The following is a 16,069-nucleotide window of genomic DNA, read 5'->3' on the forward strand; positions in this document are numbered from 1 at the left end:
TTGTCTAAGTTCTTTATTCACCGCCCGATATTTGCCATTGTCATCTCGATCATCATCGTTATCGTGGGCATTTTGGCGGCTTTCCAGCTGCCGATTGCGCAGTATCCGCAGATCTCGCCGCCTACGGTTTCGGTAAGCACCTCCTATACGGGTGCTAACGCGTCCGTTATCAATGATACCGTGGCGCAGATCATCGAGCAGCAGGTCAATGGTACCCAGGGTATGGATTATATGAGTTCCAACTCGGACGACAGCGGCCGTTACAGCCTGTCTGTGGTCTTTGAGACGGGAACAGATGGCGATATGGACTCTGTCAAGGTGCAGAACAACGTCGCCATCGCCAACGCCAGTCTGCCATCTGATGTGCAGTCGGTTGGTGTTACGACCAAGAAATCTTCCAACGACATGGCCTATATGTTGTCCCTGTATTCTCCGGATGGCAGTTATGACCGTGCGTTCATGAAGAATTATGCCGATATCTATCTGCTGGATGAACTCAAGCGTGTATCCGGTGTCGGTGATGTGCAGATCTTTGGTTCCGACTACGCCATGCGCGTCTGGCTGAACCCGGACAAGCTGGCAGAGTTAGGGCTTACTATTGCGGATGTGACCTCTGCCATCAAGGAGCAGAACGTGCAGGCGCCTGCTGGTACAGTTGGTGCTATGCCGGTGTCCAACGGTCAGGAAAAGCAGTATACGGGTAAGATTGCCGGCCGTCTCGTGACGCCGGAAGAGTTCGGCAACATCGTGCTGCGTTCCGACAACGGCAAGTTTGTCCGTCTGAAGGATGTGGCCCGGGTAGAAACGGGCGAGAAATCCAGTGCCATCATTTCCAAGTTCAACGGTTATCCTTCCGTTGGTTTCGGTATCAACCTCACAAGTGATGCCAATGCCATGCAGACGGTAGCCGGGGTGCGCAAGGTTTTGGAAAAGGCGGAACCTACTCTGCCGCCAAAACTCAAGATGGCACAGATCTTCGACTCTACGAACTATATCAACGCTTCCATCAAGGAAGTGCTGGAAACCTTTGCGGAAGCCCTGCTGCTGGTGGTGCTGGTTATCTTCCTGTTCCTTCAGAACTGGCGTGCAACCCTGATTCCGCTGCTGGCCGTGCCGGTATCCCTGATCGGTACGATGGCAGCCTTCGTGGTATTGGGCTTCTCCATCAACACATTGACGCTTTTTGCCATGGTATTGGCCATTGGTCTTGTCGTCGATGATGCTATCGTAGTTATCGAGAACGTCGAGAAACATATGGAAGAAGGCCTGACGCCGGTAGATGCCACAGAACGCGCCATGGCGGAAGTGCAGGGGCCGGTTGTGGCCATCGCTTTCGTATTGGCAGCTGTGTTCGTGCCGGTAGCCTTCTTAGGCGGCATGACCGGTATCCTGTACCGTCAGTTCGCCCTGACCATTGCGGTATCCATGGCACTTTCCGCATTTGTGGCCTTGACACTGACGCCGGCACTCTGTGCCATGATCCTGAAGCGTCATGAGGCCAAGGATGATGAAGGTGTCCTCGGTCAGTTCTTCGTGAAATTCAACGCCTGGTTTGAACGCACGAAGCGCGGCTATATGGGAGTGGTGGCGAAATTCATCCGCCGCACCCGTCTGGCCATCCTCTTTATGGTGATTGTCTGCATCATTTCCGCAGCTCTTTACAAGGTACTGCCTTCCACCTTCGTACCCGACGAAGACCAGGGCTATCTCTTTACCGTGGTGCAGCTGCCGGAAGGTACTTCCATGAACGTCACCCAGCAGACCATTGACAAGGTGGCCACGGCAGCTAAAGACGTCAAAGGCGTGGAAAATGTCATGGCCATCACGGGCTTTGATATTTTGGGCGGCGGTGCCAAACCAAGCGCAGGCCTTGTGGTTTTGGGCATGAAAGACTGGTCCCAGCGCAGTGGTGCTGAGTCCGTCGGTGCTGCTGTTGGTACCATGTTCGGCATCGGTGCGAAATTGGCACCGGAGGCGACCGTTATCGCCATGAACCCGCCGGCTCTGCCAGGTCTGGGCTCTGTCGGTGGCTGGAGCCTGCAGCTGCAGGATATGTCCGGCCATACTGACCAGGAGCTGGCTGACATCACCGGCAAGATCATTGCGGCAGCCAACCAGCGTCCGGAACTCAAGGGCGTGCGTACCACCTTCAAGATGACAGCGCCCACCTATGAGTATGATATCGACCGCGAAAAGATCAAGCAGCTGGGCGTCAGCATGTCTGACGTGTTCACGGCTATGCAGGTGAACTTCGGTGGTGCTCAGGTCAATGACTTCAACCAGTTTGGCCGTACCTACAAGGTCATGCTGCAGTCGGATATGAGTTACCGCAGTGAGGCCGATGGCATGAAGTTCGTCTATGTCAAGAGTTCCTCCGGTACCATGGTGCCGCTGGATACGCTGCTGAAACCCCGCGTAAGTTCCGGCCCGACTTCCATTTCCCGTTTCAACGGTGCCCGGGCTATCAATATCCAGGGTAATGCCGGGGAAGGGTATTCCTCCGGTCAGGCCATGGCGGCCATCAAGGAGGTCGTGGAGCAGAATGCGCCTAACGGCTTCAATATCGAATGGTCCGGCCAGAGCCGTGAGGAGGCCAAGGCCACCAGTTCCACCTTCCAGGTGCTGGCACTGGCACTGGTGTTCGTATTCCTGTGTCTGGCAGCCCTCTATGAAAGCTGGAGCGTGCCCTTTGCGGTATTGCTGACGGTGCCGACAGGTATCATGGGGGCACTGATTTCCGAGTATGGCCTGTCCATGCTGGAAGCCATGTGCGGCCATCAGAATGCCGGCCTGCAGAACAGTGTTTACATGCAGATCGGTGTCATCATGATCATCGGTCTGGCGGCCAAGAACGCCATCCTGATCGTCGAGTTTGCCAAGGTCCGTGTGGACCGCGGCATGGAACCGGTCAAGGCAGCAATCGAAGCAGCCGGCCTGCGCCTGCGTCCGATCCTCATGACATCCTTTGCCTTCATCATCGGCTGTCTGCCGCTGGCTGTGGCCAGTGGTGCCGGCGCCGCTGCCCGTAACGGCATGGGCGTAGCGGTGGTGGGCGGCATGCTCTTTGCTACGGCTCTGGGAATCTTTTTGATTCCGGTGTTCTTCGTGGCCATGGAATGGATTGCGGCGAAGCTGGGCATGTTCAAGCAGCAGAAGAAGAAGACTTCTGCCGACTACATGTAATGGATAATCGGGATAATAGTTTACAAAAATATACAAAATACTTGCAAAAACACAGCCTGTGTGTTATCGTAGTATACGACACAGGGAAACGCGTAAATATTGTAAGCAGTTAAAGTAATCCTTTCGTCTCCTTGTTGGGGGGCGAAAGGATTTTTTATTGTATGGAGGGTTAGCCGATGATGAATTATCAGAAGTACAGCAAAGGTTATTTCATGCCACCGGAAATCGATTTGGAATGGGCTAAGAAAGACGCTCCCGATAAGGCACCAGTCTGGTGCAGCGTGGATATGCGGGACGGCAACCAGGCCCTGATCATTCCCATGAATCTGGATGAAAAGCTGGAATTCTACAAGATGCTGCTAAAGGTTGGCTTCAAGGAAATCGAAGTCGGTTTCCCGGCAGCTTCGGAAACGGAGTATGAATTCCTGCGCCGTCTGGTGGAAGATGACCTGATCCCTGATGATGTGACCATCCAGGTGCTGACCCAGGCTCGTGAGCATATTATCCGCAAGACTTTTGAAGCCCTCAAAGGCGTCAAGAATGCCATCGTCCATGTCTATAATTCCACTTCCGTGGCCCAGCGTGAACAGGTGTTCCGCAAGTCCAAGGAGGAGATCAAGCAGATTGCCGTGGAAGGGGCGAAACTCCTCAAACAGCTCACCGAAGAAGCCGGTGAGAACTACCGCTTCGAGTATTCCCCGGAATCCTTCACGGGCACGGAGCCGGAATACGCCCTCGAAGTCTGCAATGCGGTGCTGGATGTATGGCAGCCCACGGCTGACCGCAAGGCCATCATCAACCTGCCCGTAACCGTGGAAATGTCCATGCCTCATGTCTATGCCATGCAGGTTGCCTATATGAATAAGCACCTCAAATATCGTGACAATGTGGTGCTGTCCCTCCATCCCCACAATGACCGTGGCTGCGGCGTAGCCGATACGGAAATGGGCATCCTGGCCGGTGCTGATCGTGTGGAAGGTACGTTGTTCGGCAACGGTGAGCGCACGGGTAATGTGGATATCGTGACCGTCGGCATGAATATGTTTGCCCTGGGCGTTGATCCGCAGCTGGATTTTTCGAATATGTCCGACCTGGTGGACACCTATGAGCGTCTGACGCGCATGCAGGTCGGCTATCGCCAGCCCTATGCCGGCAAGCTGGTCTTCGCCGCTTTCTCCGGTTCCCACCAGGATGCCATTGCCAAGGGCATGAAATGGAAGGATGAGAAGAATCCGGATAAGTGGACATTGCCGTATCTCTACATCGATCCTCAGGATGTAGGCCGCGAGTACGATGGCGATGTCATCCGCATTAACAGCCAGTCCGGCAAGGGCGGCGTGGGCTTCATCATGGAGCAGAAATATGGCATCGACATGCCCAAGAAGATGCGGGAGAACTTCGGCTATTGTGTCAAGTCTGTTTCCGACCACAAGCACAAAGAGCTTATGCCGGATGAGATCTATCAGATCTTCCAGCATGAATATGTCAATATTGCCGAACCCTATGAGCTCGTGGACTTCATGCTCAAGAAGGAACCGGACGGCACCCGTTCTGGTACGGTGGATCTCAAGATAAACGGCCAGCCGGACACCTTCGTGGCCAAGGGCAACGGCCGACTCGATGCCGTGTCCAATGCCCTGCAGAAGAATCTGGGCATCAAATACTCCGACCTGACCTATAGCGAGCACGCCCTGGAGATTGGCCAGCATTCCAAGGCTATTGCCTACATCGGCATCAAGGATGAGAAGGGAACGATTCATTGGGGGGCCGGGATGGATACGGATATCATCACCGCTTCTATTCAGGCACTGTTCAGTGCTATCAACCGGATGCAGGCTGGCAAATGATACTACGGTTTACATCTATATGACAAGACGCCCGGGGACTGATACTATTTTTCCAACGCTGAGACGCGCCAAACGCTCTGGAAAAACAGCATCAGTCCCCGGGCTGTTTTCGTACATTACAATTTTGTGATAAGACGCCCTCCGTCTTTTAGACTCTCATTGGCCTATGGAAAAATTTTCGTAACAATGTTACAATAAAATCATATTTTTTGATTTTGATCTGGAAAGGTGATTCCATGCATAGATTGATTCTATCCTGTGTACTGACAGCGGTGGTGACAGCGGTGGTGCTGGTTACAGCCTTTGTTCTGGGGACGGGCTATTTTGTCGGCAATTACGCGGTTCATTTCGGCCTGGAGCGTGGGACGGTGGAAAATCCGCAGGAACCGCCCCGGGCTTTTGCTTTGCTGATGCCGCCGGAGGCGCGTCATTATGATAAGCCGGATTATACAAATGAAGAGTGGACGCTGACGTCCCGGGATAATCTCATCCTGAAGGCTACACATTTTTATCCTGATGGAGATAGCGATGGCAAGAAGTGGGCCATTGTGGTACATGGCTATGGCGGCACCCAGGAAAACTCCTATTATATCGCCACCCATTACCTGCGTATGGGCTATCATGTGCTGACGCCTGATCTGCGGGCGGCGGGGAAAAGCGAGGGACGCTATCTGACCATGGGCTATAAGGAAAGTCAGGATATGGTGGATTGGACGAAGCGGATTGCGCTTTACTATCCCCAGGCCAAGATCATCCTGCATGGGGTGTCCATGGGGGCAGCCACCGTCATGATGGCTTGTGACGACGAGGATCTGCCGCAGAATGTCGCAGCTTGCGTGGAGGAAAGCGGCTATACCAGCGCCTTTGACCTGTTGGTGCATCAGATCCATGAGTCCCTGGGCCTGCCGGCTTTTCCGGCTATGAATCTTTTGGATTGGCGCTGTCAGCAGGTAGCCGGCTTCAGCCTGAATCAGGCTGTGCCGGAAGTAGCAGTCATGCACTCAAAAGTGCCGATCCTTTTCATCCACGGTACCAAAGATGCCTTAGTCCCTCCTGCCATGGGGGAGCAGCTCTATCGTGATGCCAAGGCGCCAGACAAGAGCCTGTTACTGATCCATGATGCCGTACATGGTGTGGCCTGCCAGAAGGATGAGGAATTGTATTTCAAAACGGTACGGGAATTCACCGCTCCTTATATGCAAAGTGATTAATTTCCTTGCACCAAGGGGTTGAATTTTATATAATATGAAAGGAACCTGAAAAAGGGGTTCCTTTATGTAAATATCTCAGGTGGTGAAACTATGAAGTCCCTTTTAAATGTGGGTATAGATGTGGGCTCCACGACCATCAAATTGGTAGTGCTTGATCATGAGAAGAATATTCTCTACAAGAACTATGCCCGGCATTTTTCAGAAATTGGCAATGCATTGCAGGAGAATCTGACGCAATTGAAATCCCTGGTAGGCGATAAGAAATTCACCTTTGCGCTTACAGGTTCAGCCGGCATGGGTATTGCCCAGCGTATTGGCCTGCCCTTTGTGCAGGAGGTTATTGCCTGTGCGGCGGCGGTGAAGAATCTCATTCCCCAGACGGATACCGTAGTGGAGTTAGGCGGCGAGGATGCCAAGATCACTTACTTCGGTGAAGCACCGGAACAGCGCATGAATGGCGTATGTGCCGGCGGCACAGGTTCCTTTATCGACCATATGGCCTCGTTGCTGTCGACGGATGCCAGTGGCCTTAACGAACTGGCGGAAAAGGGGAAGCAGATTTATACTATTGCCTCCCGTTGCGGCGTCTTTGCCAAGACGGATATCCAGGCACTCATGAATGATGGTGCCGAAAAGGCCGATATTGCTTTGTCCATCTTCCAGGCGGTGGTCAATCAGACCATTGGCAATCTGGCTCAGGGCCGTCCTATTGATGGTCATGTGGCATTCTTAGGCGGGCCGTTGCACTTTTTGCCTGAATTGCGCAAACGTTTTATCGAAACATTGAAATTAGACAATGAGCATGTGGTAGACGTAGATTTCGGCAATTACTTCGTGGCCATGGGCGCAGCCCTGTCCGATGAGGCGCAGGAAATCGATGTGGTGCATTTAGAACAGGGCATTGCCAAGGCCAAAGCTGCGGCTGCCAGTGAAACGCGGCAGGCGGATTTCACATTATTCGAGAATAATGAAGAATATCAGGAATTCAAGACCCGTCACGATAGGGATAAGGTCAAACGCGGAAGTTTAGCAGGCTATCAGGGCCCGGTTTATGTGGGCATCGATGCCGGTTCCACCACCACCAAGATAACGGCCATTGGCAGGGATAAGGAAATCCTCTACACCTCCTATGGCAGCAATCAGGGTTCGCCCCTGTCCACTGTGGTAAAAGAGATGCAGGCTCTCTACAAGGCTATGCCGGAGTCTGCTTATATCGCCAGCACCATGACCACCGGTTATGGCGAGGCCATCGTCAAGGCTGCGCTCCATGCCGACGGCGGCGAGGTAGAGACCTTTGCCCATCTGCGGGCGGCGCAGGAATTCTGCCCGGAGGTTACCTTCGTGCTGGATATCGGCGGTCAGGATATGAAGTGCTTCTTCGTCAAGGACGGCAGCATCGGAAATATCACCCTGAACGAAGCCTGCTCGGCAGGCTGCGGATCCTTTATCCAAAACTTTGCCGAAGGCCTGTCCATGACACCGGCGGAGTTTGCCAAGAAGGCGCTTACTTCCAAGGCACCGGTGGATTTGGGCACCCGCTGTACGGTATTCATGAACTCCAAGGTCAAGCAGGCGCAGAAGGAGGGGGCAGAAGTTGCCGATATCTCCGCAGGTATTGCCTTCTCGGTAATCAAGAATGCTTTGTTCAAGGTTATGCAGCTTAAAGATGTGCGGGAACTTGGCGACCATATCGTCGTGCAGGGGGGCACCTTCTACAATGATGCGGTGCTGCGCTGCATGGAAAAACTGCTGGACCGGGAGGTTATCCGTCCCGATATCGCCGGTCTTATGGGGGCTTATGGTGCCGCCATCCTGGCTCTTGAAAGTGGTCAGGAGCGATCTGCTATCCTGCCTTTTGCTAAATTGCAGGAATTCCATGTGGAGACCAGTTCTTACCGCTGCAAAGGCTGCGGTAACAGCTGCCTGATCACTATGCAGAAATTCCCCGATGGAGGCAAATACTTCACAGGCAACCGCTGTGAGCGGGGCATTGGCGGCCAGAAGCAGACCGAGGAAGAAACGCCCAATATCTATGCCTATAAGTACAACCGTGTCTTCAAATACTATCGTCCCTTGGAACATCCGAGCCGGGGCACTATCGGCATTCCGCGGGTGCTCAATATGTACGAGGATTATCCCTTCTGGTTCACCTTCCTGACCTTCTTGGGTTACCGGGTGGAACTGTCGGGCAAATCCAGCGCCAAGATGTATTACAAGGGCATGGCCACCGTGCCCTCGGATTCCCTTTGTTATCCTGCCAAGATCACCCATGGCCATATCATGGACTTGGTGGAAAAGGGCGTCAAAAAGATTTTCTATCCCTGCGCTCCCTACAATATGGAGGATGAAGTCCATGATTCGGACAATCACTTCAACTGCCCGATTGTGGCCTCTTATGCCGAAAATATCCGGGGTAATATGGATGTATTGCGGCAGGAAAACATTGACTTCATTCAGCCCTTTGTCCCCATTCACGATAAGAAACGCCTGATTGCCCGCCTTTATGAGGAGCTGGGCAAGCGGGAGAATATCAGCAGACAGGAAATCGCCGGGGCAGTGGAAGCAGGTTATGTGGAAATCGCCCATTATCGGGATGATGTACGGGAATATGGCAAGAAGATTCTGGCGCATATTGAACGCACCGGCCAGCAGGCCATCATGCTGGTGGGCCGTCCCTATCATGTGGACCCGGAAATCAACCACGGCATTCCCGAGATGATTCAGTCCTACAAGCTGCCTATCCTGTCGGAAGATGCAGTTTATCATCTGCCGGTCAAGGCCCAGCGTTTGCAGGTGGTCAATCAGTGGAGTTACCATGCCCGCCTGTATCATGCGGCGCAGTTCGTGGCGGAACATCCCAACCTTACCCTGATTCAGTTCAGCTCCTTTGGCTGCGGCCTCGATGCCCTGACCACGGAACAGGTCAAGGACATTTTGGAAAAACATCAGCGCATCTACACCATGATCAAGCTGGATGAAGTATCCAACCTCGGCGCAGCCCGTATCCGCCTGCGCTCCCTGATGGCGGCCTTGGCCCGCAAGAAGCCGGTGGCCTATCGGGCTGTGGCGGAGATTGAGCGGCCTCATTTTACCGAGGAGTGCAAGAAGACCCATACGGTATTGGCCCCTCAGATGGCGCCCATCCATTTCGAACTGTTCCAGACGGTGCTGCAGAAGCATGGCCTCAAGGCGGTGATTCCGCCCATGCCGGATAAGCATGCCATTGATACGGGTCTGCGGTATGTGCATAATGATATGTGTTATCCTGCCATCGTGGTTATCGGTCAGCTGATTGCGGCACTGAAGGATGGACTTTGCGATCCTGACCATACCAGCATCATGCTGTTCCAGACCTGCGGTGCCTGCCGGGCTACGAACTACCTCAGCGTCCTGCGGCAGGCTCTGAAGCACGCCGGTTTCCCCCAGGTGCCCGTGTTTGCTGTCCATGGCCTCAAGGAGGAGACGGATTCCTTCCATATGGGCCGCAGCATGCTGGTGGATGCCATCAAGGCAGCGGTCTATGGGGACACCTTGATGAATGTGCGCAACCGCACCATGCCCTATGAAATCACCAAGGGTTCCACCAAGGCACTCTTTGACAAGTGGATGGAACGGGCCAAGGAGGAGATCTTGCGGGGCAATTACTTCCGCTTCCGCAACAACATCAAGGCCATGGTCAAGGAATTTGACCACCTGCCAGTGCAGGAAGATCTTTGGAAGCCAAAAGTTGGTATCGTCGGGGAAATCCTCGTCAAGTATCATCCCGTGGCCAACAACCATATCGAAAAGGTACTCATGGACGAAGGCGCTGAAGTGGTCATGCCGGACTTCGTGGACTTCTTCCTCTATTCCGCCTATGATGCCATTGCCAAGCGGAATCTCTTGGCGGGCTCCTACAAGGAAGAGGTCTTCGGCAAGATGTTCATCAAGATAATTGAATTCTTCCGCCGTCCCATGAAGAAGGCCCTCAGGGAAAGCAAGCACTTCCTGCCGCCACATTCCATCTATGATACGGCAAGACTTGCCTCCCGCCATGTAAGCCTGGGCAATATGGCCGGCGAAGGCTGGTTCCTGACCGGGGAAATGGTCAAGCTCATTGACGAAGGCGTGCCCAACGTGGTCTGCCTGCAGCCCTTCGGTTGCCTGCCCAACCATATCACCGGCAAGGGCGTCATGCACGAACTGCGGAATGCCTACAAGGGCGCCAATATCACCGCCATCGACTGCGATGCCGGCTCCAGTGAAGTCAACCAGCTCAACCGCATCAAACTCATGCTGGCCGTGGCCAAGGAACGCGGGCCTCAGCAGGAGAAGAAAGAACATAAAGAGGCGTTAAGTCATTAAAAAACAGATTGACCAGTCAGATTTTTGACTGGTCAATCGTGTATCTGCATTAAGGAGTGAAGAAGATGAAAAAGCTGACCTTTGTATGTTATCCTCGTTGCACTACCTGCCAAAAGGCACAGAAATGGCTGACGGAAAAGGGGATTGCGTTTGATGTGCGCGACATAAAGGAAAACAATCCCACAGAAGAGGAACTGCGCAAGTGGCACAAGCTAAGCGGCCTGCCATTGAAACGCTTCTTCAACACCAGCGGCCTGAAATACAAGGAATTGGCTTTAAAAGATAAGCTGCCGACCATGAGCGAAGACGAGCAGTACAAGCTGCTGTCTACAGATGGCATGTTGGTAAAGCGGCCAATATTAGTTGGTGATGATGTGGTATTGGTGGGCTTTAGGGAAAAAGAGTGGTTGGATAAGATATAGTGTGGTAAAAACGGGAATGATAAGCAATAGTTTTGCCTGCCGACATCAAAAAGTTGGCAGGCCTTAATTTTATGCATTTTTTGAGGTCAAAAATGTTTATGACCTCAAAAATCGCCAATTTTGAGGTCAAGGCCTGAATCTGATGAGGGGAGAGTAAAACATAAATCAAGGACACATGTCCTAAAAATCATTGACAGGTCAAAAAAATCTCGTTATTATGGAATAGTCGGAAGGGAACTTTTCGAAGTTCCGCAACATCTTTATATTTTTATGGGAGACGATAAAATCCATGAAAACCTACAAACCTTTTAAATCCGGTAAAGTTCGTGAAGTCTATGAGGCTGATGACAGCATCATTATGGTGGCAACAGACCGTATTTCGGCTTTTGACCACATACTGAAGAACAAGATCACGGATAAGGGCGCAGTGCTTACCCAGATGTCCAAGTTCTGGTTTGATTTCACGCAGGACATCATTCCGAACCATATGCTGTCGGTGGACAATGCCGATATGCCGGAGTTCTTCCAGCAGGAAGAGTTCCAGGGAAACAGCATGAAGTGCAAGAAGCTGCACATGATTCCGATGGAATGCATCGTGCGTGGCTACATCACGGGCAGCGGCTGGGAAAGCTACAAGGAAAACGGCACCATCTGCGGTATCAAGCTGCCGGAAGGCCTGCAGGAATCCCAGAAACTGCCGGAACCGATTTTCACGCCGAGCACCAAGGCTGAACTGGGCGACCACGATGAGAACGTCTCCCTGGAACAGGGCGCCAAGGTTTTGGAAAAGGAATTCCCGGGTCATGGCATGGAATACGCGGAAAAGATTCGCGATTACACCATTGCCATCTACAAGAAGTGTGCCGAGTATGCACTGACCAAGGGCATCATCATTGCTGATACGAAGTTTGAGTTCGGTGTGGATGAAGAAGGCAATATCGTGCTGGGTGATGAGGTATTGACGCCGGACAGCTCCCGTTTCTGGCCGCTGGAAGGTTATGAGGCAGGCAAGAGCCAGCCGTCCTATGACAAACAGTTCGTGCGTGATTGGCTGAAGGCTAATCCGGACAGCGACTTCAATTTGCCGCAGGATGTTATTGATAAGACGATTGCTAAGTATAAAGAAGCTTATGCGCTTCTTACTGGCAAGGAATTATAAGCTAGGCCGTCCTTTTCTTTGGCGCAAAGAAAAGGACCAAAAGAAAACGCGGACTGAAATCACATCACGTGATTTACGTCCGCCTGCGCCCTTCCTTGGGCGCCGGGCTACGGGTACGCTTTGTCTTTTCGGGGCGAATCCCTAAGCCTTCCCTTTTTGGTAAGGTGATATATGATGTGAATAATTAGCATTTTAGGAAAGGAGCAACAGTTTTAATGAAAGCAGCAATCATTATGGGCAGTGATTCGGACTGGCCGATTCTGAAGCCGGCGGCGGAGATTTTGAAGTCTTTTGGCATTGAGGCTGAAGTGGTGGTGGCGTCTGCTCATCGTACGCCGGCCAAGGTGCGTGAGTTTGTGCTGTCTGCACCGGAGAAGGGCATTGGTGTATTTATTGTGGCGGCAGGTGCGGCTGCGCATCTGGCAGGTGTGGTGGCCAGCTATACCACTCTGCCGGTTATTGGTGTGCCCATCAATGCTACGGCTTTGAATGGTATGGATGCGCTTTTGAGCACGGTACAGATGCCCTCTGGGGTTCCTGTGGCTACTATGGCCATCAACGGAGCCAAGAATGCGGCGATTTTTGCTGTGCAGATTTTTGCGGTGTCCAATCAGGAGCTGGCTGGCAAACTTGCGGCTTACCGCGAGAAGATGGTAGAAGATGTGGAGAAGAAGGCAGCCCGCGTTGCTGCGCAGCTTTGACCTGCGCGCTTTGCGGACTGCTTTTCTTGTGCGAATTAGAGATAAAAGTGAGAGATAAACATAACCATGTATGAAAATGGCTATAACTTAGAACCGAAATGGAAAGAGGAGTGCGGTGTTTACGGCGTATTCTCCCGCACCGAGGATGTGTCCGGGCTGACCTATCTGGGGCTTTATGCCCTGCAGCACCGTGGGCAGGAAAGTGCGGGTATCGCATTGACGGATGGTGCCTGGATGGATGTGACCAGAGGCATGGGGCTTGTCAACGAGGTGTTCCGCCATCAGGTGCCCCATATGGAGAATCAGTGCATTGCCATCGGCCATGTACGCTATTCCACCACGGGGTCGAGCCTCCTGTGCAACACTCAGCCTTTGATGGTCAATTATGCGGGCGGCAAGATTGCTTTGGCCCATAACGGCAACCTGACCAATGCGGCGGAAATCCGTCATGACCTGGAGCAGCAGGGCACGATTTTCCAGACTTCCATTGACTCCGAAGTGTTCGTGAACCTCATTGCCCGTTCCCGCAAGGAAACCGTTGAGGAAAAAATTATCGAAAGCCTGAAGAAAATCAAGGGTGCCTACTGCCTGACCATCATGACGGAGGACAAGCTGATTGGTGCCCGTGACCCCCAGGGCTTCCGTCCCTTATGCCTGGGCAGGACGGAAGAGGGCAGTTATATCCTGTCTTCGGAAAGTTGCGGCCTTGATGTGGCTGGTGCCGAGTTCGTCCGGGATATTGCGCCGGGCGAAATGGTGGTCATCGATGATAGCGGTGTGAAGTCCTATCCCTTTGCCATGGATGAGAAGAAGGCTTCCTGCATTTTCGAATACATTTACTTTGCCCGTCCGGATTCCGTGATTGACGGTCAGAGCGTCCATGACGCCCGCTTTATGATGGGCCGGGTGCTGGCCCGGGAATCCGGCTTCAAGGGCGATATCGTGATTTCCGTGCCGGACTCCGGTACCACGGCGGCCACGGGTTTTGCCTATGAGTCCGGGATTCCCTTTGTGGAAGGGCTTATCAAGAACCGCTACATCGGCCGTACCTTTATCCAGCCCACCCAGAAGAAGCGCGATACCAGCGTGAAGCTCAAGCTTAACGCCATCCGCTCCGTGGTGGAAGGCAAGTCGGTCATCATGGTGGATGACTCCATCGTTCGGGGCACCACCAGCGGCAAGATTGTCAAGATGCTGCGGCAGGCCGGCGCCAAAGAGGTGCATATGTGCATCAGCAGCCCGCCTATCGGCTATCCCTGCTATTACGGCATTGACACTTCCGTGCGCAAGGAACTCATTGCCGCCACCAAGACTGTGGAGGAGATCCGCCAGTTCATCGGTGCGGACAGTTTGCACTTCCTGTCTTTGGAAGGCTTGAAATCCTGCGTGTCGGCAGTCAATGCCGACGATATGTGCTACGCCTGCTTCAACAGTGCGTACCCCATCGCCGAAGGCGAAAAGCCCGTTGGCGACAGCAAATATGTGTTTGAACAACCCAAGGCAAAGTAAAAAGTGAGGAACAAGAGGATAATGACGGAAAAACTTACCTATAAAGATGCCGGTGTGGATATTGATGCGGGCAACCGTTCCGTAGAGCTCATTAAGAACAGCGTCCGGGCTACTTACCGACCGGAGGTGCTCGGTGATCTGGGCGGCTTTGGCGGCCTCTTTGCCCTGAACAGCGGCAAGTATAAGGAGCCCGTGCTGGTTTCTGGTACCGACGGCGTGGGCACGAAGCTCAAGCTGGCCTTTATGCTGGACAAGCATGATACCATTGGTCAGGATGCCGTAGCCATGTGCGTCAATGACATCCTGGTGCAGGGTGCAGAGCCCCTGTTCTTCCTGGATTATCTGGCCGTAGGCAAACTGCTGCCCGAACAGGTAGCCGATGTGGTAACCGGCGTGGCAAATGCCTGCAAGGAATCCGGCTGTGCCCTGATTGGCGGCGAAACGGCGGAAATGAACGGCTTCTACCCGGAAGGGGAGTATGACATTGCCGGCTTTGCCGTAGGCGTGGTGGAAAAGAGCAAGCTGATCACCAGCGCCAAGGTCAAGGAAGGGGATGTAATCCTTGGCCTGCCCTCCTCCGGCGTCCATTCCAACGGTTATTCCCTGGTGCGCCGCATTGTCTTTGACCACAAGGGCTTCAAGGGCGACGAATACATGGAAGAGCTGGGCAAGACCATCGGCGAGGAACTTCTGACGCCGACACGGCTTTATCCGAAATCCTGCCTGCCCCTGATTGAGAAGTTCGACATCCACGGCATGGTGCATATCACAGGCGGCGGCTTCTACGAGAATATCCCCCGTGCCCTGCCGGAAGATCTGGCCGTGGAAATCGACACCAGCAAATGGGAAATGCCTGCCATATTCCGCCTGCTGCAGCAGTGGGGCAATGTGGATTGGCCGGAAATGTATCGTACCTTCAATATGGGCATCGGCATGATCCTGATTGTGTCCGCGGAAGAAGCAGAGGCCGTCAAGGCACATCTGCAGGCCGCTGATGAGACGGTTTACGAAATCGGCAAGGTGGTCAAGGGTAATCATGATGTAACGTTGCAGGGCGGTGTGTTCGTTGGCTAAGGAAAAATTAGGTGTTCTCTGTTCCGGCCGCGGCACGGATCTGCAGTCCATCATTGACGCTATCGAAGCAGGACAGGTTCCTGCCGAAATCGCCATCGTGCTGACGGATAAGGAAGCATATGCGTTGGAGCGGGCCAGAAAGGCTGGCATTGAAGCAGTCTGCGTTGACCGCAAGCAGTTTGATGGCCGTGAGCCCTTTGAAAAGGCTTTGATTGAAAAGCTCGAAGCCGCAGGTGTCACCCTGGTGGTGCTGGCAGGCTTCATGCGTATCCTGACGCCGTATTTTGTAGGGCATTTTGCCGGGCGCATCATGAATATCCATCCGGCCCTGCTGCCCAGTTTCCCGGGGGCACATGCCCATCGGGATGTACTGGCCTACGGCGTGAAGGTCAGTGGCTGCACCGTGCATTTCGTTGATGAAGGCACGGATTCCGGCCCCATCATCATGCAGGCGGCAGTGCCTGTGCTGGACGATGATACGGAAGAAACGCTGGGAGCCAGAGTGCTCAAAGAGGAACACCGGATTTATCCCGAATGTATCCGGCTCTACTGTGAAGGCAAGCTGAAGGTAGAAGGCCGTAAAGTGACGATTTTAGAATGAGAAGCTGAAGGAGAAAAG

Annotated in this window: 10 protein-coding genes; all 10 read left to right on the plus strand. The window is 53.2% G+C overall.

What is annotated here, in order from left to right; genetic code table 11:
• The 10 genes from SELR_RS03855 to purN all read left to right on the plus strand — a co-directional run bounded on the left by SELR_RS03855 (position 1) and on the right by purN (position 16,051).
• On the plus strand, positions 1 to 3,183 hold the full coding sequence (locus tag SELR_RS03855; protein WP_014423887.1) for an efflux RND transporter permease subunit: 3,183 nt from the start codon (positions 1 to 3) through the stop codon (positions 3,181 to 3,183).
• A gap of 179 nt (positions 3,184 to 3,362) precedes the next feature.
• On the plus strand, positions 3,363 to 5,030 hold the full coding sequence (locus SELR_RS03860) for a 2-isopropylmalate synthase (protein ID WP_041914547.1): 1,668 nt from the start codon (positions 3,363 to 3,365) through the stop codon (positions 5,028 to 5,030).
• A gap of 236 nt (positions 5,031 to 5,266) precedes the next feature.
• Positions 5,267 to 6,241, plus strand: coding sequence for an alpha/beta hydrolase (locus tag SELR_RS03865; RefSeq protein WP_014423889.1), 975 nt, complete (start codon positions 5,267 to 5,269; stop codon positions 6,239 to 6,241).
• Positions 6,242 to 6,331: 90 nt separating this feature from the next.
• Positions 6,332 to 10,585 (plus strand): 2-hydroxyacyl-CoA dehydratase, encoded by a 4,254-nt coding sequence (locus SELR_RS03870; protein ID WP_014423890.1) that lies wholly within the window; start codon positions 6,332 to 6,334, stop codon positions 10,583 to 10,585.
• Between the two features lie 65 nt (positions 10,586 to 10,650).
• Positions 10,651 to 11,007, plus strand: a complete 357-nt coding sequence (locus SELR_RS03875) for an arsenate reductase family protein (protein WP_014423891.1) — start codon at positions 10,651 to 10,653, stop codon at positions 11,005 to 11,007.
• Between the two features lie 289 nt (positions 11,008 to 11,296).
• Positions 11,297 to 12,166: a phosphoribosylaminoimidazolesuccinocarboxamide synthase gene (locus SELR_RS03880; protein ID WP_014423892.1), complete on the plus strand. Its 870-nt coding sequence runs from the start codon at positions 11,297 to 11,299 to the stop codon at positions 12,164 to 12,166.
• A 215-nt stretch (positions 12,167 to 12,381) separates the two neighbouring features.
• Positions 12,382 to 12,867, plus strand: a complete 486-nt coding sequence (purE, locus tag SELR_RS03885; protein ID WP_014423893.1) for a 5-(carboxyamino)imidazole ribonucleotide mutase — start codon at positions 12,382 to 12,384, stop codon at positions 12,865 to 12,867.
• Positions 12,868 to 12,933: 66 nt separating this feature from the next.
• Positions 12,934 to 14,376 carry an amidophosphoribosyltransferase gene (gene purF, locus SELR_RS03890; protein ID WP_014423894.1) on the plus strand — a complete coding sequence of 481 codons (1,443 nt, stop codon included), beginning with the start codon at positions 12,934 to 12,936 and terminating at the stop codon, positions 14,374 to 14,376.
• Positions 14,377 to 14,397: 21 nt separating this feature from the next.
• Entirely contained in the window at positions 14,398 to 15,450 is a 1,053-nt protein-coding gene (gene purM, locus SELR_RS03895) for a phosphoribosylformylglycinamidine cyclo-ligase (protein WP_014423895.1), read from the plus strand.
• A complete protein-coding gene (purN, locus tag SELR_RS03900) occupies positions 15,443 to 16,051 on the plus strand; it encodes a phosphoribosylglycinamide formyltransferase (RefSeq protein WP_014423896.1) in 609 nt (202 codons plus the stop codon). The genes purM and purN overlap by 8 nt, the downstream gene beginning before the upstream one ends.
• Positions 16,052 to 16,069 lie beyond the last annotated feature (18 nt).

The organism is Selenomonas ruminantium subsp. lactilytica TAM6421 (assembly GCF_000284095.1).
GTDB classification, from domain to species: domain Bacteria; phylum Bacillota; class Negativicutes; order Selenomonadales; family Selenomonadaceae; genus Selenomonas_A; species Selenomonas_A lactilytica.

Coding starts and splice junctions, on each gene's coding strand:
- SELR_RS03860 (WP_041914547.1), top strand. CDS start 3,363: ATGAATTATCAGAAGTACAGCAAAGGTTATTTCATGCCACCGGAAATC.
- SELR_RS03865 (WP_014423889.1), top strand. CDS start 5,267: ATGCATAGATTGATTCTATCCTGTGTACTGACAGCGGTGGTGACAGCG.
- SELR_RS03870 (WP_014423890.1), top strand. CDS start 6,332: ATGAAGTCCCTTTTAAATGTGGGTATAGATGTGGGCTCCACGACCATC.
- SELR_RS03875 (WP_014423891.1), top strand. CDS start 10,651: ATGAAAAAGCTGACCTTTGTATGTTATCCTCGTTGCACTACCTGCCAA.
- SELR_RS03880 (WP_014423892.1), top strand. CDS start 11,297: ATGAAAACCTACAAACCTTTTAAATCCGGTAAAGTTCGTGAAGTCTAT.
- purE (WP_014423893.1), top strand. CDS start 12,382: ATGAAAGCAGCAATCATTATGGGCAGTGATTCGGACTGGCCGATTCTG.
- purF (WP_014423894.1), top strand. CDS start 12,934: ATGTATGAAAATGGCTATAACTTAGAACCGAAATGGAAAGAGGAGTGC.
- purM (WP_014423895.1), top strand. CDS start 14,398: ATGACGGAAAAACTTACCTATAAAGATGCCGGTGTGGATATTGATGCG.